Origin of the sequence: Acetobacter sacchari, assembly GCF_017377715.1 — a bacterium.
Lineage (GTDB): Bacteria > Pseudomonadota > Alphaproteobacteria > Acetobacterales > Acetobacteraceae > Acetobacter > Acetobacter sacchari.
This window is the reverse complement of sequence record NZ_JAFVMF010000004.1, coordinates 46364-70291: the sequence shown is the minus strand read 5'-3', so window position 1 is coordinate 70291 and position 23928 is coordinate 46364. Positions and strand designations below refer to the sequence as shown.

22 protein-coding genes are annotated in these 23928 nt (G+C 60.6%); 14 read left to right on the top strand and 8 right to left on the bottom strand.

The annotated features are described in order from the left end of the window. The first annotated feature begins 807 nt into the window (after window positions 1-807). The gene (locus J2D73_RS04510; protein WP_207879815.1) at window positions 808-2682 is read left to right on the top strand and encodes a cation:proton antiporter; all 1875 of its coding nucleotides are present in this window, start codon (window positions 808-810) and stop codon (window positions 2680-2682) included. Window positions 2683-2983: 301 nt separating this feature from the next. Here J2D73_RS04510 and J2D73_RS04505 read toward each other — a convergent pair whose 3' ends face one another. Continuing rightward, window positions 2984-3502 carry a L,D-transpeptidase family protein gene (locus J2D73_RS04505; RefSeq protein WP_207879813.1) on the bottom strand — a complete coding sequence of 173 codons (519 nt, stop codon included), beginning with the start codon at window positions 3500-3502 and terminating at the stop codon, window positions 2984-2986. Between the two features lie 28 nt (window positions 3503-3530). Here J2D73_RS04505 and J2D73_RS04500 point away from each other — a divergent pair, with 28 nt between their 5' ends. Further along, complete coding sequence (locus tag J2D73_RS04500) at window positions 3531-3719, top strand: hypothetical protein (RefSeq protein ID WP_026398223.1); 189 nt, start codon at window positions 3531-3533, stop codon at window positions 3717-3719. A 30-nt stretch (window positions 3720-3749) separates the two neighbouring features. Then, window positions 3750-4466 (top strand): response regulator transcription factor, encoded by a 717-nt coding sequence (locus tag J2D73_RS04495; RefSeq protein ID WP_026398222.1) that lies wholly within the window; start codon window positions 3750-3752, stop codon window positions 4464-4466. 151 nt (window positions 4467-4617) lie between these two features. Here J2D73_RS04495 and J2D73_RS04490 read toward each other — a convergent pair whose 3' ends face one another. Continuing rightward, entirely contained in the window at window positions 4618-5412 is a 795-nt protein-coding gene (locus J2D73_RS04490) for an exodeoxyribonuclease III (RefSeq protein ID WP_207879811.1), read from the bottom strand. Between the two features lie 211 nt (window positions 5413-5623). Between J2D73_RS04490 and J2D73_RS04485 the strand changes: the two genes are divergently transcribed. The 6 genes from J2D73_RS04485 (at window position 5624) to J2D73_RS04460 (ending at window position 11358) form a co-directional block, all read left to right on the top strand. Beyond that, window positions 5624-6670, top strand: a complete 1047-nt coding sequence (locus J2D73_RS04485; protein ID WP_207879809.1) for a dipeptidase — start codon at window positions 5624-5626, stop codon at window positions 6668-6670. A 317-nt stretch (window positions 6671-6987) separates the two neighbouring features. Beyond that, on the top strand, window positions 6988-9072 hold the full coding sequence (gene uvrC, locus J2D73_RS04480; protein ID WP_207879807.1) for an excinuclease ABC subunit UvrC: 2085 nt from the start codon (window positions 6988-6990) through the stop codon (window positions 9070-9072). 100 nt (window positions 9073-9172) lie between these two features. Then, complete coding sequence (gene pgsA, locus J2D73_RS04475) at window positions 9173-9775, top strand: CDP-diacylglycerol--glycerol-3-phosphate 3-phosphatidyltransferase (RefSeq protein WP_207879805.1); 603 nt, start codon at window positions 9173-9175, stop codon at window positions 9773-9775. A 167-nt stretch (window positions 9776-9942) separates the two neighbouring features. Further along, a complete protein-coding gene (locus J2D73_RS04470; protein WP_243429642.1) occupies window positions 9943-10533 on the top strand; it encodes a hypothetical protein in 591 nt (196 codons plus the stop codon). A gap of 54 nt (window positions 10534-10587) precedes the next feature. After that, on the top strand, window positions 10588-10842 hold the full coding sequence (gene moaD, locus J2D73_RS04465; protein ID WP_207879803.1) for a molybdopterin converting factor subunit 1: 255 nt from the start codon (window positions 10588-10590) through the stop codon (window positions 10840-10842). Between the two features lie 69 nt (window positions 10843-10911). After that, window positions 10912-11358 carry a molybdenum cofactor biosynthesis protein MoaE gene (locus tag J2D73_RS04460; RefSeq protein WP_207880054.1) on the top strand — a complete coding sequence of 149 codons (447 nt, stop codon included), beginning with the start codon at window positions 10912-10914 and terminating at the stop codon, window positions 11356-11358. A gap of 4 nt (window positions 11359-11362) precedes the next feature. On the opposite strand, the gene J2D73_RS04455 is transcribed toward J2D73_RS04460, so the two are convergent. Continuing rightward, window positions 11363-12625: an adenosylmethionine--8-amino-7-oxononanoate transaminase gene (locus J2D73_RS04455; protein WP_207879801.1), complete on the bottom strand. Its 1263-nt coding sequence runs from the start codon at window positions 12623-12625 to the stop codon at window positions 11363-11365. An 875-nt stretch (window positions 12626-13500) separates the two neighbouring features. Between J2D73_RS04455 and J2D73_RS04450 the strand changes: the two genes are divergently transcribed. Further along, on the top strand, window positions 13501-14280 hold the full coding sequence (locus J2D73_RS04450; RefSeq protein ID WP_026398214.1) for an acetoin reductase: 780 nt from the start codon (window positions 13501-13503) through the stop codon (window positions 14278-14280). Between the two features lie 293 nt (window positions 14281-14573). On the opposite strand, the gene J2D73_RS04445 is transcribed toward J2D73_RS04450, so the two are convergent. Genes J2D73_RS04445 through J2D73_RS21000 form a run of 4 tightly spaced genes read right to left on the bottom strand, consistent with a single transcriptional unit; the run spans window position 14574 to window position 17878 of the window. Then, complete coding sequence (locus J2D73_RS04445; protein ID WP_207879799.1) at window positions 14574-15707, bottom strand: acetoin dehydrogenase dihydrolipoyllysine-residue acetyltransferase subunit; 1134 nt, start codon at window positions 15705-15707, stop codon at window positions 14574-14576. A gap of 3 nt (window positions 15708-15710) precedes the next feature. Further along, a complete protein-coding gene (locus tag J2D73_RS04440; RefSeq protein WP_207879797.1) occupies window positions 15711-16739 on the bottom strand; it encodes an alpha-ketoacid dehydrogenase subunit beta in 1029 nt (342 codons plus the stop codon). Between the two features lie 30 nt (window positions 16740-16769). Continuing rightward, window positions 16770-17735, bottom strand: a complete 966-nt coding sequence (locus J2D73_RS04435; protein WP_207879795.1) for a thiamine pyrophosphate-dependent dehydrogenase E1 component subunit alpha — start codon at window positions 17733-17735, stop codon at window positions 16770-16772. A gap of 17 nt (window positions 17736-17752) precedes the next feature. Then, window positions 17753-17878, bottom strand: coding sequence for a hypothetical protein (locus tag J2D73_RS21000; protein ID WP_279380889.1), 126 nt, complete (start codon window positions 17876-17878; stop codon window positions 17753-17755). A gap of 77 nt (window positions 17879-17955) precedes the next feature. Here J2D73_RS21000 and J2D73_RS04430 point away from each other — a divergent pair, with 77 nt between their 5' ends. The 3 genes from J2D73_RS04430 to J2D73_RS04420 all read left to right on the top strand — a co-directional run bounded on the left by J2D73_RS04430 (window position 17956) and on the right by J2D73_RS04420 (window position 20982). Continuing rightward, window positions 17956-18885, top strand: coding sequence for a helix-turn-helix domain-containing protein (locus tag J2D73_RS04430; RefSeq protein ID WP_207879793.1), 930 nt, complete (start codon window positions 17956-17958; stop codon window positions 18883-18885). A gap of 291 nt (window positions 18886-19176) precedes the next feature. Beyond that, a complete protein-coding gene (locus J2D73_RS04425; RefSeq protein ID WP_207879791.1) occupies window positions 19177-19845 on the top strand; it encodes a glutathione S-transferase family protein in 669 nt (222 codons plus the stop codon). 21 nt (window positions 19846-19866) lie between these two features. Then, on the top strand, window positions 19867-20982 hold the full coding sequence (locus J2D73_RS04420) for a glycosyltransferase (RefSeq protein WP_207879789.1): 1116 nt from the start codon (window positions 19867-19869) through the stop codon (window positions 20980-20982). A gap of 40 nt (window positions 20983-21022) precedes the next feature. On the opposite strand, the gene J2D73_RS04415 is transcribed toward J2D73_RS04420, so the two are convergent. Continuing rightward, on the bottom strand, window positions 21023-22318 hold the full coding sequence (locus J2D73_RS04415) for a hypothetical protein (protein WP_207879787.1): 1296 nt from the start codon (window positions 22316-22318) through the stop codon (window positions 21023-21025). A 628-nt stretch (window positions 22319-22946) separates the two neighbouring features. Here J2D73_RS04415 and ypfJ point away from each other — a divergent pair. Then, window positions 22947-23834 carry a KPN_02809 family neutral zinc metallopeptidase gene (gene ypfJ, locus J2D73_RS04410; RefSeq protein ID WP_207880052.1) on the top strand — a complete coding sequence of 296 codons (888 nt, stop codon included), beginning with the start codon at window positions 22947-22949 and terminating at the stop codon, window positions 23832-23834. Window positions 23835-23928 lie beyond the last annotated feature (94 nt).

Genomic DNA, 23928 nt, shown 5'->3' with positions numbered 1-23928 from the left:
GGCGTTTTGACATGCGGGCGTCGGGGCGCGGTTGCGCGCGTCCCGTGCGGCGCGTCAGAGGGTAGTGGTTGAGGCCGCTTTTATATTCGGCGTCGTTCCGAATAACGTGGTTCCCGCGTTTCTCCTACCCGCGTCGCGGAGGTTGACGGAGATTTCATGGCGCAGGGAGTGCGGCGTCGGATCTGCTCCGGCATTACGCGCGATGGCGTTCGGCGGGCCGGGATCGCCTGGCCCGAGAGCAACGGCTCAAGGAAGAATATGGAGTCGTAGCGGCTAGGCCAGACGTGCGGGAGCGTGAATTGGGGCGAGTAATCGACCTCGCCACGGGCCGCTGGACTTGGATGAGCAGGGCTCCGCCAAGGCATGGATAGTGTGAATCCAGGGGGAGCGGCAGTCCGGAGGCTTCGTTTTGCGGGTTAACCTGGCGAATTTTTTGGATCGTGAAAGAGGCTGCAGCGTCTTTGGCCGGCCTGGACGTACGTACGGCGGGCGTCCCCTCTGCGACGTTTTTCCGAGGTCATTTCATCCGGAGGCGTTGCCGCTGGAATCACGGACCCCCATATGTAATCGGGGACAACTAGGAGAGTTCGGCGCCGGGCCTGGGCGGCCGCCCAGACTGCGCCTCAGGCTGCCTTCCAATACCGGCGCGACGCGGCTTCGGGGACGAAGGAGGCGGGGCGTGGGGGCCATGGGGCTGACCGCCTGTGGCGGGCTTTTTTCAAAACGAAATTGCAGGCTGCTGCGTTTGCAGGATCGTATTTCAATGACCGGAGATGCCATGACGGCCGAATTTCGCGTGCGTCGCCGATGAACGAAGATGCTATCGTTCTGATTTTCTTTGTGTTTTGTGGCGGAATGTTGGCGCAGTGGGTGGCGTGGTGGTTCAAGCTGCCTGCGATCGTCCTGCTGTTTTCTCTCGGGTTGCTGCTCGGCCCTGGCCTTGAGCTTCTGCACCCGTCCGACCTGATCGGGCCGCTGTTTCACGTTCTGGTCTCGCTCGCCGTGGCGCTGATCGTGTTCGAAGGCGGTCTCGCGCTCGACTTCCGACAGTGGCAGAGCGCGGGCGAGGGCGTGCTGCGACTGACGCTTGTGGCGCTGCCGATCAACTGGGGGCTGGGGGCTCTGGCGGCGCACTACGTCGGCGGGCTGTCATGGGGGCCCGCCTGCCTTTTCGGCGCGATCGTCGTCGTTACGGGGCCGACCGTGGTGCTGCCGCTTCTGCGTCATGCGAAGCTGCGTCCGCGTGTCGCGGCTTTCCTGCGCTGGGAAGCTATTGTGAACGATCCGGTGGGTGCGATTCTCGCGACATTGGTTCTGGAAATCCTGCTGATGAAGCCGAATGAGGGTTCGAGCGCGTTTTTTACCGCGCTTTTGCCGCATCTGGTCGTCAGCTCCGCTGTGGCGATTGGGCTGGGGGTCGCCGGGGGGTGGGGCGTCAAGCAGCTCTTTATCCATGATCTGATGCCCGAGCCGCTGAAGATGCCTTTGCTGCTGACGCTGGCTATGGCGGTCTACGCGCTGGGCACGTTGTTCATGGACGGCGCGGGGCTGATGGCTTCGACGGTGTTCGGCATGGCGCTCGCCAACATGCGGGTGCCGGGGTTGGGCGAATTGCAGCGCATGAAGGAGAGCCTCGTCGTTCTGATTGTGTCGTTGCTGTTCATCCTGCTGACCGCCGATTTGCAGCGCGCTGTGTTGCAGCACCTGTCCTGGTCGATTCTCGCGCTGACATGCGCGGTGATTTTCGTCGTACGCCCGCTGGGCATCTATTTGGCCACGCTTGGCAGCGCGCTGAGCTGGCGTGAGCGCGTTTTCGTAGGCTGGATCGCGCCACGCGGCATCGTCGCCGCCGCCGTCGCGGGCGTCGCGGGCATACGTCTCAGCGAGGCGGGGTTCGAGTCCGCGCAACTGGTCATGCCGGCTGTATTCGCCGTGATCGGCAGCACCATGTTGCTGCATGGGTTCTCGCTGCGTCCTCTGGCGCGGCGGCTGAAGCTGACGCTGTCTGACGTTCCTGCGCTGGCCATTGTGGGGGCCAATCCGTGGTCGCGGGATCTGGCGCAGGCGGTGTTCCGCGCCGGTACGCCGGTGACGCTGGTGGATACTGCGGCCCGTCCTCTGATTCCTGCCCGGCGGGCGGGGGTGCCCGTTCTCCGCGCGGAGATGCTTTCCGAGGCTGGGGCCGAGAGTCTGGAGGAGCGACCCGCGGACTACCTGATCGCGACGACGCCTGATGCGATTTATAATGGCATGGTTTGCGCACACCTTGCGCCGCATTTCGGCCGTGCGCGCGTTTATCAGGTCAGTCCGGGCGTCGCGCGGCTCGACGAGTATCGTGGGCTGAGCCGGGATGCCCGCGGCAAGGTGTTCGGGCTGCCGGAGTGGAATTTCACCCTGCTGGAGACATTGCATCAGGAGGGGTGGCGGTTTCAGGCGCTTGAGGTGACGATGGCGACGCTCGACGCCTTCCTGCACACAAGGGGCGATCGTCTGGATTTCATCACGCTTCGGCCGGGCGCCGGGATTTCGATCCACTCTGCTGAAGATTCTGCAGGGACGCCGCCCTCGGCGGGGGATGTCGTGATTTCGCTCGTGCCGCCGAGTGAGCCAGATGCGGCGGTGGCGGGTGCTCAACCGGTAAAAGCGATTGAGATCGCCGGAAGCAACGCCCCGGCCGTATAAATGTGTTTCGGCGAAAGTAAGGTTCGGATCTGCATGCGCTCATGACGACTCATGGGCGCGCTTCTGACGTCTTCGCGAATGTGGGCGTCAGTATGCGGTGGGGTGTCGATGATGCCGGGAGGTAAATCGGCTCAATATGGTCGTATGACGTCTGGGCCTCCGCACAATGCTGTGCCACTGCGACTTTATGTAAAGCCGGGGTTCAGGCCGTCGAGCCAGCGCATCGAACGGGGCCAGCGTTTCGCGGGCCTGGGTTCTCCAATTTGAGCGATCGGGCTTGTGCTCCCCGAGAGGCGGTCGATCAGGATTGCGGTTTCGAAACGTCTATCGCGGCGACGCCTGACGCCAGCACGGCCCGGAGATCGGCTTCAGTCAGCGCAATGCAGCCTTCCGTGGGTTTTCCGTCCGGTGATTGCAGATGCATGAAGATCGCAGACCCGCGTCCCGGGACGATGGGCGCGTCGTTGTGACCAAGGACCACGACGATGTCGTACAGATGGTCCTCTCTCCACAATTCCTCGTGACGAGCCGGGTGAGGCAACGCCACCTGCGTGTTGTAGTCGGCGTGCGTCACGTCGTCGCACCATCCATCGGACTGCGCGATCGGTTCGAGCGGCAATCCGCCCACTTCCGGGCGTTTCACGCGGTCCGCGCGGTAGAGAACGCGTCTGAGCGCGAGCGTTCCTGTCGGGGTGGCGTGATCGCCCTCTTCCTTGCTGGCGCTCACTCCGGCGGCCCCGATCACGGCGCGATAAACCCTGTCGGCGCAATGCAGTCGTGCGTCGCTACCGCTTTCAGGCATGAGGGTCGCATGTATCATCAGACTATGCCTCGGAGGTTTGCTGTCATTGCGACGAAAATCGACAGGATGGTCCGTTTCGCCGTCGGCGCCTTTTCCCGTCGCCGGATCGGTGGTCTATAGCGGAATAGATGGCGCCGCGCATGGCCCCTCCGTTCTCTTTGCCGAGGATGGCGGAACTGGCGACGACGCCGAAAAAACGCGACCGGATATTGTCGCGGCGGTGGTGGAGGGCTAGTGAGCCCCCCACAGAGATGGTGAGGTGACGATGTCGGGTGCACGTCCTGTTTTAATTGTCGACGATGACCAGACGCTCCGACAGATGCTTGTCGAACAGCTGCAGGTCGAGGGCGAGTTCCAGCCTGTAGAGGCGGCTTCTGTGGCCGAAGCGTGGGCTGCGCTACGAAAGCCGGAGTCACGATTTGACGCCGTGATTCTGGACGTCACGCTGCCGGACGGCGACGGGCGCGATTTCTGCGTGGAATTGCGGCGCGAAGGCGTGCGGATGCCGATTATCATCCTGACCGGTTCGGATGATGAGGCCGATGTGGTGCGTGGCCTCGACGCCGGCGCCAACGATTATGTGGCCAAGCCCTTTCGCATCGCGGAGTTACTGGCGCGACTGCGGGCCCAGCTGCGTATTTTCGAGAACAGCGAAGATGCTGTCTTCACGGTCGGTCCCTACACGTTCCGCCCATCGGCCAAGCTGCTTCAGGAAGCTGCGCGCAACCGTCGCGTCCGCCTTACCGAGAAAGAAGCCGCGATTCTGAAGTTCCTGTATCGCGCCGGCACCCGGCCGGTGCCGCGCCAGGTGCTGCTGAACGAGGTCTGGGGCTACAATGCGGCGGTGACGACGCACACGCTCGAAACGCACATCTACCGGTTGCGTCAGAAGATCGAGCCGGACCCCTCCAACGCCTGTCTTCTGATTACGGAAGGCGGCGGCTACAGGCTCGACCCGGAAGGCGGCGTGCCGCAGTCTTGAAAATAACATCTCGATCGCGTGGGGCCGCCTTGTGCGGCCCTTGTGATTCCTGAGCGAAAATTTTGATATATCGTATCGGAGGCAGGCGGCTCGGCCGACGACACTCCGTGACGCTACGACGCCTTTAGGCGTCAGGCCGTAGGCAGATGCGTCAAACCGCCAGATCGACCACAACAGGCACATGGTCGGAAGGGGAGGCCCAGTCGCGAGCTTCCCGCACCACTGTCATCCCGGTCAGCGACGGCTTCAGATCCGGCGTGATCCACACGTGGTCCAGTCTGCGGCCACGATTGGAGGCGCTCCAGTCGCGATTACGATACGACCACCATGTGTAGAGCTTCTCGCCGGGCGGCACGAAATGGCGCATCGCGTCGACGAAGCCGGTCTCAAGCCAGGCGTTGAGGCGTGTGGTCTCCGGCGGCGTGTGGCTGACGACGTCCAGAAGCTGCTTATGGCTCCAGACGTCGTGCTCAAGCGGAGCGATGTTGAGGTCCCCGACGATGACCGAGCGCGTCTTGTGGTGATTGGCGAACCACGCCGTCACTTCGTCGACGAAAGCGAGTTTGTGCGCGTATTTCGGATTGGCTTCCGGGTCCGGGATATCCCCGCCTGCGGGGACGTAGAAATCATGAATCTCGACGGGACCGCTGTCGGTGGCGATCGTCGCGGCGACATGACGACAATCGCCTTTTTCGCACCAGTCGGGCGTGTCTTCTGACGCCACGAGCGGATAGCGCGAGAGGATCGCGACCCCGTTGTACCCCTTCATGCCTTTGCGCACGAAGTAGGGGTAACCGAGTTCGGCCAGCGCCTTCTCCGGGAACAGCGGGTCCGGGACCTTCGTCTCCTGCAGACAGATCACGTCCGGGGCAAGATGCCGGATCACCTCCGCCAGCAGGGGAAGTCGAAGGCGAAGGGAGTTGATGTTCCAGGTCACGATGCGCATGAGGATCGGGATCGCCTATCGAGCGGATCGCGGCAAGAGCAATTCGTGGCTGCGTCGTGTGCACGCCCTTCGCGCCGCGCAGGGTTTGAGGCCGCGTGGTCCCGCCGATCGCGTTCCTGTCTTGTAAACTGCGGCGTCTGCGCCGATTTTCTGTTCATGATTTTCACCCGCTTCCTCGCGCCCGGCGAACGAAGCCCTCCAAGGATGCCCCATGCTGAAGGCTGTTATTCCGGATGACGTCCGCGCTTTGCACGAGTCGTTGTTGACCCTGGACAGCCACATCGACATTCCGTGGCCTGATCGGGACGACGCATTTCTCGACACGGCCGGACGTTGCGTCGATTTCCCGAAGATGCGGCGGGGACATCTCGCGGCGGGATGCTTCGTCGCCTACATCGCGCAGGATGCGGTCGACGCGCGCGGGCATGCGGCGGCTCAGGCGCAGACGCTGGAGATGCTGGCGGCGATCGACCGTATGCAGGGCGAGCGCGACGGTCTGAAAGCGCGCGTGTGCGACACTGTGGACGAGATGGAGGCCGCGTTCCAAGAGGGGGTTCTCGTGGTCATGCCGGGTGTCGAGAACGGCTACGGCATGGGTGACGACATCGGCATGCTCGCCCGCTTCCGCGCCCTTGGCGCGCGCTATGTCACGCTGACTCACAACGGACACAACGCTCTTGCGGATTCGGGGCAGCCGAGCCGCAAGCTCGGAGATCCGGAGGCGCGTCATGGAGGTCTGTCGGCGCTCGGGCGGGAAGCCATCGCGGAGATGAACCGGCTGGGGATGGTGGTGGACGTGTCGCATACGTCGCGCGACACGATGCTGCAGGCGGTGGAAGTTTCAGCGACGCCGGTCGCTGCGACGCATGCGTGTGTGCGGGCCTTGTGCGACCATCCGCGCAATCTGGATGACGCACAGCTTGACGCGCTGAAGGCCAGCGGCGGTGTGATTCAGATCACCGCCGTGGGCGGGTTCCTGCGTCCGCGTGCGGAACTTGGCTCCCGTAGAGCGACCGTGGCGGATTACATGGATCATCTCGATTATGTCGTCCGCCGCATAGGCCCGGAGCACGTCGGGATCTCATCCGATTTCGACGGCGGTGGAGAGCTGGACGGCTGGCGGAACGCGGGCGAGTCGCTCTCCCTGACGGCCGAACTGGTCAGCCGGGGCTACGACCGAAGCGAGATTGAGGCGTTCTGGGGAGGGAATTTCCGTCGCGTGCTTCGTGCCGCCGAGCGCGCCGCTACGGCGGCCTGACCTAGGCTCTCTGGGCCGGCTGAAAAGGCCCTGGAACGTTCTGGTGTGGGGAGCTGGAACAAATCAGGATCAGCTTTTCGACCAAGCTCTGTGAATTTTGTCCACTCCCGGGATTGACACGAGTTTTTTTCAGAAGGTTTCGGAGACGTCGTCGAGATTGGGCGACTAATAAGTGGTTAAATTTATATATTTCAAAGGGTTAGTATTCTTGGCTAAATTTTATGCAATCCGAGGGATGGCGAGGAAGACCGGGACCTCCATAAATCTGTCATCTTTGATTCCACAGACTTATCCACAAGTTCGGTGGATGAATTCGAATGCCTGAACCCTCCGATCTTTCCGCTACGGAAACGCATGAACAGGAGGCCTCGCTTCCTGTGGAGGAAACGGGCGGCGTGCCGACTCAGCGCGGCGTCGGGGTCATCGCCGAAGCGCTGAAGACAATGCCGTTGTCGCCCGGCGTTTACCGGATGATCGGCTCGACTGGAGAGGTGCTTTACGTCGGCAAGGCGCGCGCGCTGAAGAAGCGGGTCACGTCCTACACGCAGCTTTCGCGCCTGCCCGAGCGAATACGCAGGATGGTTTCGGAAACCGTCGCGATGGAGATCGTGACGACGCATACCGAAGCCGAAGCCCTGCTGCTTGAGGCCAACTACATCAAGCGCATGAAGCCGCGCTTCAACATCCTGTTGCGCGACGACAAGACATACCCATGGCTGGTGCTGACGGAGCAGCATCCGTTCCCGCAGATCGCCAAGCATCGCGGCAAAATGGAGAAGGGCGCCAGCTATTGGGGGCCGTTTGCGTCGGCATGGGCGGTGAATCAGACGGTGGCGATCATGCAGCGGGTGTTCCTGCTGCGGACCTGCACGGACTCGATGTTCGCATCGCGGACTCGTCCATGTCTGCTGTTCCAGATCAAGCGATGTTCGGCCCCCTGCGTCGACCGGATCAGTCAGGAGGATTACGCGCATCTGGTGACGCAGGCGCGGGAGTTCCTGTCGGGAAACGACAAGGAGATCAAGGCGGAGTTCGCTGCGGAGATGGAGCGCGCGGCCGAGGCGCTCGACTACGAGCGCGCGGCCATGTTGCGCGATCGCATTCGCGCACTGGCGCAGATGCAGGATTCCAATGTGGTGAACCCGGCGTCGATCGGCGACGGCGACGTGATTGCGGTCTGGCAGGACGCCGGACAGGCCTGCATCCAGGTGTTCTTCATTCGTGGCGGCCGCAACAACGGCAATCGGGCGTTCTTCCCCGCGCACACGCGCGACGAAACCGACGCCGACATCCTGCAGGCGTTTCTGGCGCAGTTCTACGACGACAAACCGCCGCCGCCACTTGTTCTGGTCAATTGCGAGATGCCGGAAGAAACGCTTCTGGCGGAGGCCCTGTCGATCCGGCGCGGCCGCAAGGTGGAAATTCTGCGGCCGCAGCGTGGCGAGCGGCGGGAGGTCGTCGAGCACGCCGAAACGAACGCCCGGGAGGCTTTGGAGCGCAAGTTGGCGGAAAGCGCCGGTCAGGCGAAGCTGCTTGAGGGCGTGGCGAAGGCGTTCGGGCTGTCCGCGCCGCCGTTGCGGATCGAGGTTTACGACAACAGCCATATCATGGGGACCAACCCCTATGGCGTGATGATCGTGGGCGGCCCGGAGGGCTTCGAGCGTCGCGCTTACCGAAAATACGGCATCAAGGGACCGATCACGCCCGGAGACGATTTCGCGATGATGCGGGAAGTGCTCGAACGCCGGTTTGGACGCGCCTTGCGAGAGGCGGCGGAGAAGGCGGGTGCGGTGTCGGGAGAGGACGTCGCAGGCGAAGCTGAGGCGGAGGACGCTTCGCCGGGATTGTCGTCGCGAGCAAAGACGTCGAGCAATGCTGTGGTGAGTGAGGCGAAGTCAGTGGCTCCCTCCAGCGCGGGCAGGCCTGCGGGCGCAGGCGCCGACTGGCCCGACGTATTGCTGATCGACGGCGGCGCGGGGCAGTTCTCGGCCGTTCGCAGCGTGCTGGACGCTCTGGGCGTCTCGGGGGTGAAGCTGGTGGCGATCGCCAAGGGGCCAGATCGCGACGCAGGGCGCGAATGGTTTCACACCGACGACCAGCCGCCGTTTCAGTTCGAGCCACGCGATCCGGTGCTCTACTATCTCCAGCGCCTGCGGGACGAGGCGCATCGCTTCGCCATTACAACACACCGGGCCGGGCGGTCCAAGGCGCTGGTGAAGTCGGAGCTGGACGACATTCCGGGCATCGGGGCCGCGCGAAAGCGGGCGTTGCTGAACCGGTTCGGGTCCGCGCGGGGCGTCAGTCAGGCGGGTTTGACCGAACTGGAGGCCGCTCCGGGGATCAACCGGGAAACGGCCCGGTCCATCTACGGTCATTTCCATCCCGGATGGACCGGCGGGTGAGGGAGCGCGGGGCGATGAAATCGTCTTCCATAGCCTTTGTAATAACACTTTTGTGGTAGTTACCGTTCCGGGGAGACGCGAAGTGGAGTAGCCTGCCGCCATGATCACCGATCTGCCGAACCTGCTCACGTTGTCGCGGATCGTCGCCATCCCGGTTCTGGTCGCCCTTGTGGCGATGGCCCGGCCCGGCGCGGACGCCGCTGCGTGCCTTCTGTTCATTGCGGCGGCGGTCACGGACTATTTCGACGGACAACTCGCCAGATCATGGAAGATGCAGTCCGATCTGGGGCGAATGATGGACCCGATCGCCGATAAACTGCTTGTCGGCGCGTCGCTGATGACGCTCGCCGGAATGGGCAGGCTTCCGTTCGACTCGCTCTGGCCAGCGATCGTCATCCTGTGTCGGGAGATTCTTGTCAGCGGGTTGAGGGAATATCTTGCCGCGACGCGCATCAGCCTTCCCGTGACACGTCTTGCCAAGTGGAAGACAGGTTTTCAGATGACTGCGATCGGTTTTCTGCTGGCGGGGGACAGCACCGGAGAGTTGCTGGGGATGCTGTGGCTGCATGTTGGGATGTGCGGAGCGGTGATGCTCTGGATCGCGGCGATCCTGACGCTTATCACCGGGTGGGATTACCTTAGCGCCGGATTGCGTCACGTCGGTCGCGCTACGCCCAAGGGGGCTGTCGATTCGGCAGGGTAACCAGTCTCTTTCGACGCGACCGCGTGGTGCCGGGCAGGCAGGCTCTTTCGCTGCGCGGGAACCTGACGGCTTGGTAAAAACGCAAATACTTCGTTCTTCTGCTAAGCGGTAATTTACCTGATCACGCGACAACGGTATCAATAGGACCCGATAGTTAGGTGACGCTCATGTCGCGCGGGACCGATATCGGCGAGGTAGAACTGATGCGGAATGCCGCTCTTGTTGGGTTTCTTCTTCTGTTGAGCGGTTGTTCCGGGTTCGGCGAATGGCTTTCAGATACAGCCACGCTTCCGGGCGCGAATCCGAATGCGCCTCACGGCGATTCCGAGACCATGCGCCGCGTACGCGGCTACAGCACGGCGGAGACGCCGATGCTTCCGCAAAATGGCAATATCTGGCCGGGCGCTCCCGAGCCTCTTCCGTCGCTCTCGGACGTGGCGTCCGAGCGTTCCAGCGTTGTGCCCGGCCACGACCTGCATGATGGCGGCGATATGGCCATCGGCGACGACGTTCCGGACGCTGGCGCCAGTTTCTCCGGTGCCGGACTGCCGAGCAGCGAGCCTGACGTGGCGGCCAAATACGGCGCTGGCAAGGCCTCCGGCTCCAACATTGAAATCCCGAATGGCGACGGCACGACCACCGTCATTCACCCCGACGGTTCGATCGCCACGTTGAAGAACGGCGAAGTTCACAAGGAGAAGGCTGGCGCTCCCGCCAAGGCTGCGGAATCGACGGCGACCCCGGCGAAGCAGCCATAAGAAGGACTCTCAGCCACAGTTGGCGACCCGAAGGCGATTGGCTAAGAGTGGCGCATGAGCGTCACCGTCCTATATTTTGCAGCATTGCGCGAACGGCTGGGTAAATCGTCCGAGACCGCGTCGCTGCATGACGCCACCACCGTGGGCGAATGGATCGCTGCGCAAGGCCGCGTTGATCCTGCGCTGGCGGATGCTTTCGCGGGGCCGGGTGCGATCCGTGTGGCGGTTAACAAGACGCTGGCCGATTTGCATGCTCCCCTGACTGACGGTGACGAGCTGGCTCTGTTTCCGCCAATGACGGGTGGTTAGGGCGGGATAGGCCGCGCCTGACGTTTCGGGAGCGCACGCGATATGACTGTCACTCCGCAAACAAGTGAGATCGTTGTGCGTGTCCTCGTTCAGGAGGAGACGTTCGATGTGGGCGCTGAAACTGCTCGCCTGCTTGCGGACAGCGACGAGGTGGGTGGCCTGGGTTCATTCCTCGGCGTGGTGCGGGGTGGGGGCGGCCTGACGGCGCTGTGTCTGGAGCATTATCCTGGGATGTCGGAGGCTGCGCTAAACGACTTGGCGGAGCAGGCTGTCGCGCGTTTCGATCTGGCGGGGTGCACGGTTATCCACCGTGTCGGGCGTCTTCCTGTCGGCGCGCCGATCGTGCTCGTATTGACCTCCGCCGCGCACCGGGCCGCAGCACTGGATGCGACACGCTTTCTGATCGACCGCCTCAAGACGGGCGCGCCGTTCTGGAAGCGGGAAGAGTTCTCCGACGGTAGTTCTGTCTGGGTAGAAAGCTGCGCCGAGGATGACGCGGCCGCCGCTGGGTGGTGAAGGTCTACCCGTCCTTCAGCACACGGCGTATGGCGTTCGCGAGAAAGTCGAGTTGCTGTTCGCTGATTGTGAATGCGGGCGTCAGGTAAACGATATTCCTGAACGGCCGGATCCACGCGCCTTCCGCCGCAAAACGCGTCCGCAAACTGGCTGGGTCGGCGATACGATCCATTTCCACGACGCCGATAGCGCCCATGACACGCACGTCGCGCACGCCAGGCAAGGTACGACAGGGTTCCAGCGCCGTGCTGAGTTGAGCCGCGATGGTCGCGACCTGCTCCAGACGCGGCTCCCGTTCAAACAGGTCGAGAGACGCGTTCGCGCATGCGCAGGCGAGCGGGTTCGCCATAAAGGTTGGCCCGTGCATCAGCGCCTTCTCAGGATCGTCCGAGAGAAACGCTTCGTAGACATGCCTCCGGGCAACCGTCGCGGCGAGGGCCATGGTTCCACCGGTCAGCGCCTTGGACAGGGTGACGATATCGGGAACGATGTTTGCCTGCTGACAGGCGAACATCGTTCCCGTGCGGCCGAAGCCGGTGAATATTTCGTCCAGAATCAAAAGCAGACCATGCCGGTCGGCCGCGCTTCGCAAGAACGACAGTGTCTCCGGGTCATGAAACACCATGCCGCCCGCGCCCTGCACCAGCGGCTCCACGACAATGGCGGTAAGAGTCGATGCATGTGCCTGCAGGAAGTTTTCGAACGCTGCCCGGGTCGCATCGTCGCGGGGTAGGTCGATAACGGCCTGCTCCGGCATCACGCCGGAAAACAGATGGTGCATACCTTCTTCAGGATCGCAGATCGCCATCGTCGCCAGAGTGTCGCCATGATAGCCGCCCTTGAAGGCCAGCAGCCGTCGCCGCTCCGGCTCACCCCGGTTGATGCGATACTGGATCGCCATCTTCATCGCGACTTCGACCGCGACGGAGCCTGAGTCCGTGTAGAAGACCCGCTCAAGGTCTCCCGGCAAGATGGCGGCCAGCCGTGCGGCCAGACATAGCGCGGGCTCGTGAACCATGCCGCCGAACATGACATGCGGCATCCGCGCAAGCTGTGCTTCGGCGCAGGCGCGGATATGGGGGTGGTTATATCCATGGCAGGCTGTCCACCATGCGGCGACGCCGTCGATGAGTTCCCTTCCGTCATGGAGCGTTATGACGCTGCCCTGGGTCGAGCGTGCGGGTAGGGGAGCTGGCGCAGTTTTCATCTGGGCGTAGGGGAGCCAGATATGTGGAAGGCCGGTTTCATACCACTCCGATGACGGCACGGGTTTGTCTTCCTTTTGTTCTGGCTGCGGTCATGTGACCGCTCGGGTTGCGCCGCACAGGCGCGTCGAGACCCTCTAGCATCATTAACCTGCGTTCCGGCAGTTCCTAAATTAGGGAGCGTGATTCGGCTCGAATGCTCGAATTGGCGAGCGAGCTGACCGAGGGGTGGTGCGCGGCTGGTTGTCAGGGGCTGAATGCGTGTGACGGTTTGATGAGACCAGCGCCGTGGTGGCCTTCTCACTCCCTTTTTTGCATACTTAACGTCACGGCGGTGAGAGATGTCAGAATGGCATCCTGCTTAAAAATTGCGATACGGAATGTGATCGCTGCATGTGATCGGGCCATTCATCCATGTGGCTGGTATCCAGATACAGGAAGTGGATCAGTGCGTTGACTATGGATCACGGTAAGGAAGAATGGCTCTGACATTTACCAAGGTCTGTTAAGGGGCCAGATTATCCTAGACGTGTTTGAGACGCTTTTTTGAGGGCGATGCTCCGCTTGGATCGATGCGAGTGTCAGAAAAAAGACTTCCGTGTTGGATGGTCCTATTCGTGCGTCTTTTTTTATAAAAATCACCGTGTAAAAAGTGCATTTTGTCAGAAGTTTTGCGTTGCGCCGTTTGTTTTGTGGTGATGTTATTTAACGTGAAGTGTGAGAAGCTTTGACAAAAATGTTGATGAGTTAAGAAAGGTATGGACTCGTCACCTGGCGTATGGTCATCTCGTCTAAGATGTAAGTGATAATAAATTTGATTCTACATCCCATGTTTCATTGAAACTTCGGCAGTGTCTTCGGTGGATTTTCTAATGGCCGCCCAAGATTGATCGCGAGGAGTCGGTGTCCATGGCTGCGCGCGCAGGGGAGCGTCATCATGTCTCTACTTGGAAAAATCGCTGTTATTACTGGTGGAGCGCAGGGTATTGGACGCGGTATCGCATTGCGTCTCGCGACAGATGGCGCCGATGTCGCGATCATCGACATGAAGGATGACAAGGCTGAGTCGGTTGCCGACGAAATTCGCGCCTTGGGTCGAAAAGCCACGACATTTCGGGCTGATGTCGGTGATCGGGCGCAGGTATATGCTGCAATCGAGCATGCCGAGGCGGAACTCGGCGGGTTTGACGTGATGGTCAATAATGCTGGTGTCGCGCTTGTCGGTCCGGTCGCGGACGTACAACCTGAAGAGGCCGAACGGATTCTGCACATTAACATGCTTGGCGTGCTCTGGGGCATTCAGGCGGCTGCGGCCAAGTTCAAGGCGCGTAAACAGAAGGGCAAGATCATCAATGCGTCTTCGGTCGCCGGTCACGACGGATTTGCGATGTTGGGCGTTTACTCTGCGACGAAATTCGCAGTGCGTGGGCTGACGCAGGCGGCGGCGCGTGAATATGCGTCGGACGGAATTACAGTGACGGCGTATTGTCCTGGTATCGTGGGCACCGACATGTGGGTCGAGATCGACCGCCGCTTCGCCGAAGTTACCGGCGCTCCCCTGGGTTCCACCTACGAAAAATATGTTTCCGGAATTGCGCTTGGTCGATCCCAGACGCCGGACGACGTGGCCGCGCTGGTTTCATTTCTCGCCGGTCCGGACTCTGATTACATCACTGGTCAGGCGATCATTAGCGATGGCGGATTGGTTTATCGCTAGCGCGCGACGATAAGGGCCGACGGCATTGATTTTTGGAATATCAGGACGAAGGCTATGTTCTCTTGATATTTCATTCCCGTTTTCAGTGCGCCAAATGTCTGGAGGGAATGAATCTCAACGGACCGCGGCGTCGTCGTCGCCTGTAGAGTCAAGGAAAATTCGCAAAAGGTTATTTTGAAAATATTCCCAGCGGTTGTGTCGCTTTATTCATCGCAGGATCGACGCATCCCCAAAGTAGATGCGTTGGCCCCCCCCCTCTCCATAGCAAATATGGAGAGAGGGGGCTGTTCTCGTCAGTCGTTCTTTTCGAGGAAGGCGCTGATCGCCTTGTTGACGTCACTGACTTTTTCCATCTGCGGCATATGTCCGGTTTCGGACAGCACGCTGACGGCGACTTTGTCAGGCAGCGACTGCGCTGGCGCCGATGACAGGATCTCGTCATTCTCGCCCCAGATGACCTGCACAGGGCCCGGGTAGTTTTCAAGGGTGGCGCGGAGATTGTCGGCCTGCTTTCCGTCGGGGAAGCATGCGTCTGCGATAGTGCGCAGCGCCCCTGTTGCGCCGTCCAGTCGTTTGAAGCGTATGATATTTTCGATCATACGGCGCGAAATCAGTGACTTGTCGTGAACAAGAAGCTGAAGGATCGGCTCAAGGGTTTTGCGTCGATCTTCCGAGATGAAGCCGTTGATGAACGTCATGTTCACGTCGGGACCAAGCCCGGCCGGGGCAATCAGAGACAGGGAGGCGACTTTTTCAGGGGCAAGTCGCGCCAGCTCCAGCGAGATCGCGCCGCCGAGGGAGTGACCAATGACGTGAACTTTGTCTGCGTCGAGAGTTTCCAGAAGCTTCGCGACGGTTCCGGCGAAACTGGAGGGCTTGCCTTCGCCGACGTTCTTGCTGGACTCGCCGTGACCGGGAAGATCGAAGGCAATTACGCGACGGTCATGGGAAAGAGCGCTCTGGTTCAGCATCCAGCTGGTCAGATCGCCGCCGAAGCCGTGGATCAGAAGAACGGGGAGTTGCGACCCTTCGGCCGCGCCCACGTCTTTCACACGAATGTCGAGCCCGTCGACGGCGACGACAGAGGGTTCGGCGTCGGCGGCGGACGCTTCCGTGTCCGCAGAGGCATTATTGGCCTGAAATTCGGCGATGAACGCGTCGATGGCGTCGTCAGCGACGCTGGCGTCCGCCACAACGCCGAGCAGCGCGCCGACCGGCAGCGTTTCGCCTGCTGCGACGACCTGACGCCGTAGAACGCCCGAGACCGGGCTCTCGTAGCCGTTTGTGATCTTGCTCGTCTCGATATCGGCTAGTTCCTGACCTGCGCTGACTGTTTCGCCGACCTGGATGAGCCAGTCGGCAAGTTTGCCTTCCGTCATGGCAAGGCCAAACTTGGGCATGGTGACGGGGGTAATGGCGCCGGACATGGACTACGCCTCCTCTTTCATCCGATAGGACATGACGGATTTCACCGCCGCTTCGATCTTGTCTGCGTTGGGCATGTACAGCGCTTCGAGCGTCGATGAGAACGGAACCGGGGTGTGCGGCGGCACTACGCGGCGGATCGGAGCTTTCAGGGCGTCGAACGCCTCTTCCGCGACAAGGGCCGCGACATCAGTCGCCAGATTGCAGCGCGGACTTGATTCATCGACGATCACAAGACGTCCCGTGTCCGCCACGCAATCGAGGATTGTTCCGGTGTCGAGCGGAGACGTCGTGCGCGGGTCGATAACGGTGCAGGAGATTCCGGATTTTTCCAGACGATCGGCCGCTTCGTTCGCGAAGTTCACCATGCGTCCGAACGCGACGATGGTCACGTCGTCGCCCTCGCGGGTCAGGTTCGCCTCACCGAAGGGGATGGTGTAGGAACCGTCCGGAACGTCTTCCTCGTCATCATACATGACCTTGTTTTCAAGGAAGATAACCGGATCGTCATCGCGGATCGCTTCGATCAATAGGCCCTTCGCCTCATATGGGGACGAGGGGATAACGACTTTCAGGCCGGGAATATGCGTGAACAGCGGGTAGAGCGCCTGGCTATGTTGGGCGGCTGCGTTGAATCCGGCGCCGTACATGGCGCGGATGACCAGCGGCGTGCGGGCTTTTCCACCGAACATGTAACGGAATTTTGCAGCCTGATTCATAATCTGGTCGAGGCAGCAGCCGACGAAATCGACGAACATCAACTCGGCCACCGGGCGCAATCCAGTGGCGGCGGCGCCTGCTGCGGCGCCGATATACGACGCTTCGCTGATCGGCGTGTCGAAGACGCGATCTTCGCCGAATTCGGTCTGCAATCCCTTGGTGACGCCCAGCACGCCGCCCCATGCGTCGGTCACGCCGGACGTGCCGCCTCGGCCGCCCGCGACGTCTTCGCCCATCAGGATGACGCGCGGATCGCGTCGCATTTCCAGCCGCAGCGCCTCGTTGATCGCCTGGCGAAAGCTTTTTTTGCTCATTGGTTCAGGTCTCCGTGTGCGTCTGCGGAATCAGTAGGCGACGTAAACGTCTTTAAGGAGATCCGCGTCTTCCGGCGTCGGAGCCGCTTTGGCGGAGATGACGGATTGTTCGACTTCCGCTTTTACGGCGGCGTCGATTTCGTCGAGCGCAGCGGCGTCCAGGAGTCCGGCTTCGGTCGTGCGCCTGCGGAAATTGACCAGACAGTCGCGTTCGGCGCGTTCGCGTGCGACTTCTCCATCGATGCGATAGCTCATGGAATCGCCTTCGAAGTGCCCATACCAGCGGGAGAGGTGGACGTGGACCATGGCCGGGCCTTCGCCGGCACGTGCCCGTCTAATCGCCTCTCCGGCGGTCTCGTAGACTGAGAAGAAGTCCGTGCCGTCACATTCGTAGTAAGGCATGCCGAAGCCTTCCGCACGGGCTTTCTGAGTCCCGGCGACGGCGTAGGATGCGCCGGTCGCTTCGCCATAACCGTTGTCTTCGACAACAAATATCGCAGGCAACTGCCAGACCGTCGCCAGATTCAGGCTCTCCAGCGTCGAGCCTTCGTTAGATGCGCCGTCGCCGTAGAACGCAACGGCCACGCCGCCGTCCTTCAGCAGTTTGTGCGACAGGGCGGCGCCGCAGATGAGCGGTGGTCCGCCACCAACAATGCCGTTAGCTCCGAGCATTCCCAGCGAAAGGTCGGCGATGTGCATCGATCCGCCCTTGCCGCGACAGACGCCTGTGCTGCGGCCATAGATTTCGGCCATCATGCCATCCACGCCGACGCCCTTTGCGATGCAGTGGCCGTGTCCGCGGTGGGTGCTGGCGATGGTGTCGGTGTCCGTCAGGTTGGCGCAGACGCCAACCCCGGAGGCTTCTTCGCCGCAATAAAGATGAACGAATCCCGGGATTTCGCCCGTGGCGAACTCGACATGCAGGCGTTCTTCAAAATCGCGGATCGTGCGCATGGATCGGTAGGAACGAAGAAGTATATCTCTGGCGATTTGCATTGATTGCGCCTTATTCATCAGAGGTTCGGTGGTCGATTGACCGCGTCGTCCGGCTGCGCCATGAATTCGTCACGAGCGCCAGCGTCAGGCGATGTGAACGACTTCAAAGCGGCGCGGTTAAGACGCCGGATAATCAATGTCACGCGCATGTGACCTTTAGCGGCCCTAACTGTCGCGGATATGCGACACACATGGTTTGGGTCAGGAACGGACCGAAGCAATGCACGATGTGATCACGATCCCGGAGGAGCGCTTCGCAGGACTGAAGCCGCCGCTTCGGGCGTCCTGGAGCCGTTGCGCCGGGGATTATCGGATGGATCCGGCGCATCAGGTTGGGGCTGATCTTCTGTGCGGCGCCGAGTTGAGACAGGCCTGCTCGCGGATGGGCGCACTGATGAAAACCGCCGACCCGGAGCTTGATCGCCTGCATGGCATTGTCTCGACGCTTGAGTACACGGTGCTGCTGTCGGACGCGGAAGGGGTCGTCGTCTCGCGACGGGGCGATGGTCCGTTCGAAAAGGGGTGTCGCCGGTGGCATCTGTGGCCCGGCGCCCGTTGGGGCGAGGGCGAGGCGGGCACCAATGGAATCGGCACCTGTCTGGTCGAGGGCGCGCCGGTGACGGTGCATATGGAGCAGCACTGGCGGCTGGGCCTGCGTTATCTTGCGTGCACGGCCGTTCCATTTTTTGGTCCGGACGGGCGTGTGGCCGGGGCGCTGGATGCGAGTTCGATCCGGCCGGATCCAACCGGACGAGTGGCGGTGATGATGGAGGCCGTGCTGATCGACGCGGCGCGGCGCATCGAACGCAGAAGCTTTATCGAGGCGTTCAGCGCGCACTCGATCGTGCTTTTGGGGGAAGGCGACGGAGTGTCCCTGCCGATGGTCGCGCTGGACGATGCGAAGGTGGTGGTGGGCGCCACGCACGCCGCACGCGTCAAACTGGGGCTGGGCGACCGTCCTGGCGGGGACGTGTGTTTCGACCTCGGCGCCCGGGGTATGGGGGCGCCGGATTTCATGGAGGCGGAGCGGGCGGTAATCGAAGGCGCGCTGGCCATGGCGGGCGGGAAGGTGAGTCCGGCGGCGCGGCTTCTGGGCGTCAGCCGTTCCACATTGCACAGAAAAATAAAGGCGTTGCGTGAGCAAGTCTGACGGTCAGAAAATCGAGTTGGGAATGTGCGCTGGTGGCGATCCGGGCACATTGTCTGTGCTTCGCCGCTCTCGATCAACGAAACGGCTCTATTCCGGTGCTTGAAATTACATGCTGGCCGCGGCTTGAGCCGGGCGGCTCTCTTTATGCTGGCGCGCAGCCAAACAGGCCCTGAGCGTGCGTCTGCCGCTTGGGGAACGTCAAGGACCGCGCTACAAGCGACGCGGACTGATCCTGTTCGGTCTGCGGGACGCATTACGTCGTCCGGCATTAATCCTCAGTGGAGCGCGGCCATGGCTGACGGACGTCTTGTTATCGGCACGAAGCGTTATTCGTCATGGTCCATGCGGGGATGGCTATCCGTTCATCTGGCTGGTCTGGATGTCGTAGAAGAACTCGTGGCGCTCGCTCAGCCTGACACCGCTGAGCGTCTTACTGCGCTGTCTCCCAGCGCCCGGGCGCCTTATCTGGAGCATCTTGGCGTCAGCGTGTGGGACAGCCTGGCGATCGCCGAATACTGCGCGGACATCGAGCCGTCGTTGTGGCCCGTCGATCCGGTGAAACGTGGGTTTGCCCGATCCATCTCTGCAGAAATGCATTCCGGTTTTCAGGCTCTGCGTGTGGCGATGCCGATGAATCTCGGCCGTGGCGGGCGAGGGCTGGCCAACGGGGTTCCAGACGCGGTCAGCGCCGACATCGCGCGGATCGACGCATTGTGGACGGAAGCTCGGGATCGCTTTGGCGGCGGAGGCCATTATCTGTTCGGAGCGGAGTTCGGCAATGCGGACGTGGCGTTCGCGCCGGTCGTCGCTCGGTTCCTGAGTTATGGCGTTCCCTTGTCGACGACAGCGCAACGCTATGCGGAGGCCGTGCGCGCGCATCCCCTCGTCGCACGCTGGTATGCCGAAGCCGAGGCGGAGCCGACAGAGTGGCTTGCCGAACGCTACGAATCTGCTGACTGACGGCGGCGGTCGGCGGCGCGCGTGTCTGGCGGTCTTGTCACGGTTCTTCCTCCACGCGAACGCTTTGCGCCGGGCGAAGCCGGGGCGGTGGCGCTGCTTGTGCGTAGCCTTGCGGAGCCCGGCGAGACTGTTGTTGGCGGCCCGACCACGGGACGGCCGTTTCAGGATGTCCGATTTTTAGCTGCCATTGATCGGGGGCCGTGGCGTTCCCGGTGGCCGCGTCGGCTGTCCCCGCCGTTCGGCGTCCGGTTTGGTCCGCTTCGATACGCCGCTTCGGTTGCGGCTGTTCTCGACACGTTACGGCCGACTGGCGTTGAAATTCATAACCGACCCGAAATCGCCCTGGCCTTGCGACGCTGGTTTCCCGATATCCCGATGCGTCTTGTCCTGCATAACGACCCTTTGGGGATGCGGAAGGCGGGGTCTGCACTGGACAGGGAGACGCTTGCGCGTCGGGTCGCCGTAGCGTGCGTTTCCGGCTGGCTCCGGGACCGTTATGTTTCTGAAACGTCTTTGCCAGTTTCTGATGTTACAGTTTTGCCGAATTGTGTTGACCTCGCGGCCCTGCCGTCTTTGAGGGTGGAACCCAACCGTGAAAAGTTGATTTTGTTTGCCGGGCGTGTCGTGGCCGATAAAGGGGTGGATGCGTTCGTCGCAGCCTGCGCGGAGGCGCTGCCGCAACTTCCGGGCTGGCGGGCGGAGATTATCGGCGCTGATCGTTTTGGGCCGGACTCGCCTGAGACGCCGTTTCTGTCGACCCTGCGCATGCAGGCCGCGTCGGCGGGCGTTGCCATGGCGGGATATAAACCTCACGACGCGGTGTTGGAGGCGATGGCCTCTGCCGCGATAGTGGCGGCGCCAAGCCGTTGGTCCGAACCGTTCGGGCTTGTGGCGTTGGAGGCGATGGCCTGTGGCGCCGCGCTGATCGCGTCAGATCGCGGAGCATTGCCGGAAGTTGTCGGAGAGGCTGGAATCTTGGTGGACCCGGATCGTCCAGACGTTTTCAGAGACGCCATCATGCGTCTCGCCAGAGATCGGGCTTTGCGGGCGGACTTAGCCGCGCGCGGTGTCGCGCGCGCGGCCAGTTACGATCTGGCGCAAGCGCGAGCGCGCCGCGCAGCGGCTGAGATGCGATGACTGACGGCGCCCGCTAGCGGCGAAATGCCGCGTCAGCGGGTTATTGGGGTTGCGCTGGCGGGTCGCTTGCAGGGTTCCGTTTGTGTATACTTTTCAAATACATCATATAAGAACGCATTTTTTCTGATTTTGATGAGAAATTTCCAACGCCCCCGCAAAAATGAACGAGGCCGCAAAGCGGAATTTCGTGAAAATTCTCCGAAGGCCAGTTCTGCACAAGGGGTTTTAGGTATTCTTTATCATAGTTCCCATTTTTTATAATCGCATAATTGAAGGCGGATTGGTCATAGGCCCAGTGAGACAGGCCGTGCCTCTTGATGATATTCTTCGATATGATACCGATCATGCGAGAAATATCCATCATGTTTTCTTTGGATGAGTATCCGAAAAATCCAGAATTGATAGCGTCGATTTCGGTATCGCGGAGAAGTGCGTCATCCTTCTTGAAACTGGCGATGAACCATCCGCTGTTTTCTATAGTCGCTGCGTCGTATCGATCTTCCGTATTGACGATTATATTTTCGGTTTTTGTCAGATAATTCTCGATGTTTTTAAGGAAGTTATTGCACACGACGTCTGCATCTGAGTAAATGACCGGATTATATAGATGCATTTTTTCAATCACTTCTTTTTCATATCTTTTGTATACGTGGTCTATGAGGCCGATAGATTCGACATTTATGATTTCTATACGATTGTGAGAAATAGCGTGTGGTATTTTTACGTTTCCTAAATTCGTAAATATCACGTAGGAAAAATCAACTTCGGAGTAAAGAGAATAAGATTCTATGGACGTAAATACCGAAGTGAGGATTTCTTTTGACGAAAGAGCGCAAAAATAAACAGCTGGATTTCTGAAAGAAATTTTTCTTATGCAGGCGAATTTATCGGCGATGTAAATATTTCTGTTTTTGACGGATATATCCAGATTATATTCCATGGGAAAATTATTAATCCCATCCTGAATTGCAAAATATTTCAGTTCTATGCTTCCCTTGTCGATAATCTGGTCATTGTCGGTGTAATGTAATCCACGAAGAGATATGGAGCGAAGAAACAAAAACATGTCTTCTGTTGTGGGAAGAAACTTTTCCCATTTTTCGCGAAGTTTCGTGAGAAGCAGTTGACCGTCCTCGTTTGACGCCAATGCGCGAAAAACGCCATCGACTTCATTCACGCAGATATCGACAATTTCGCAGAAATGAAGTGCGTTATTTTTGTTTGAAAGTATTTTCCCGTGAAAATCGATAATATATTTCAGATTGCGCCGTGGCGTGGCGTCAGCAGCGATGGACGGATTGTGTGTCGCTGCGAAGTGGGGCGAAGGCGTGATCATGAGATAATCTGGGTCGCGCGTGAGGTGGGGCGATTACCAGAACGTCAATGGTGCAAAGACATGAAAAGTAAGTGAAAATGAGTTGGAGGGCAACCATCGTCAATCGTTTTTCTGTGTTTAAGATGCCGAAAGCTCCACAAGCGGTTGTTGGTTTGTGGTAAATATAGTGAGATAATCACAATAAATATTTGTGAAGTTAGCTAATTTAGTACTCAAATAATAGACGCTATGACCTCTTTGGTAGCTGTCCGCTTGGCTCAAGCGGTCGCCATGAACCGTCCTGCGGACGTCTGTCGCTCTCACCCGCGTGATCTAAACACTATCAACTTCAAGCCTTCTAACCCCTTACAACACCAAAGTAAGGTTGGAGGCCCAAAGGCAGGCGCAGCGGCTGCTGGCGAATTATACCGTAAACGACCCGGCCAAAGCGGTTGAGCCGTCGCGAGGGTGTCGTTGCCTGGCCCACGGGTTTCGTCAGGCCAACCGTTCGTAAATCCGGTTCGTTCGGTGAGCATCCCTCAGGCTGGAGTTCGGGCACGACGATTGTGGTGGAACTTTTCGCCTTCTCGCCGCATGAACCATGCGACAGGCCCCGATGCGGTCTGCAACGGCATCACAGGGTGACGGCATGCGTCTGGACGACGAACGTGAAAGCAACAACATCGACGATATCCGTGGAAGCGGCGGCGGAGGCGGCGGGCGTGGACGGACGCCGATCCGGATTGGCGGCATAGGCGGGGTGTTGCTGGTTCTGGGGGCGATGTATTTCGGCGTCGATCCGCGGATCGTCCTCAATCTGCTCGATCAGGGATCGGGCGGCGCTCCAGCGGTGGTTGCGCAGCAGCAGGCCTCATCGCCGTCGCCGACGGCCCCGGCCAGCGATCCGCAGAAACAATTCATCTCCCGCGTTCTGGCGTCTACGGAGGACGTGTGGACAGCCTATTTCCAGCAGATGGGGAAAACCTATCACGATCCGCGTCTGGTGCTGTTCTCTGGCGGCGTCCGCTCTGCCTGCGGCTACGCGGAAACCTCCGTCGGGCCATTTTATTGCCCGGCGGACCAGAAAGTGTATCTGGACCTGACCTTCTTCCGTGAGCTCAAGGACAGGTTGGGAGCCGGAGGCGACTTCGCGCAGGCGTATGTCGTCGCGCATGAGATCGGCCACCATGTCCAGAACGAGTTGGGCATCATGGAGCAGGTGAATCGCAGCGGGGCAGCGGCGAAAGGCGCGACCGGGACTTCGGTCCGCACGGAACTGCAGGCGGATTGTTTCGCGGGAGTCTGGGCGCGTCGCGCAGATGACGCCAAACGCATCCTGCAAACCGGCGACGTGGAGGAAGGGCTCAACGCCGCCGCAGCCGTTGGCGACGATCGGCTGGAGCGGCAGGCTCAAGGCTACGTCGTGCCTGACAGTTTCACGCACGGCACGTCCGCACAAAGAGCGAGCTGGTTTCGGCGAGGTCTCAGCTCTGGCGATGTCCGCCAATGCGACACCTTCAGCGCGTCCACCCTCTAGCCGGCAGCGTCGTGCGGGCGGGGTTGGACGAAAGGCGTTCCGGTCCTCTATAAGCGCTACCCCTTCCCGCCGGGCCACAAGCCCGGCCTTTTCG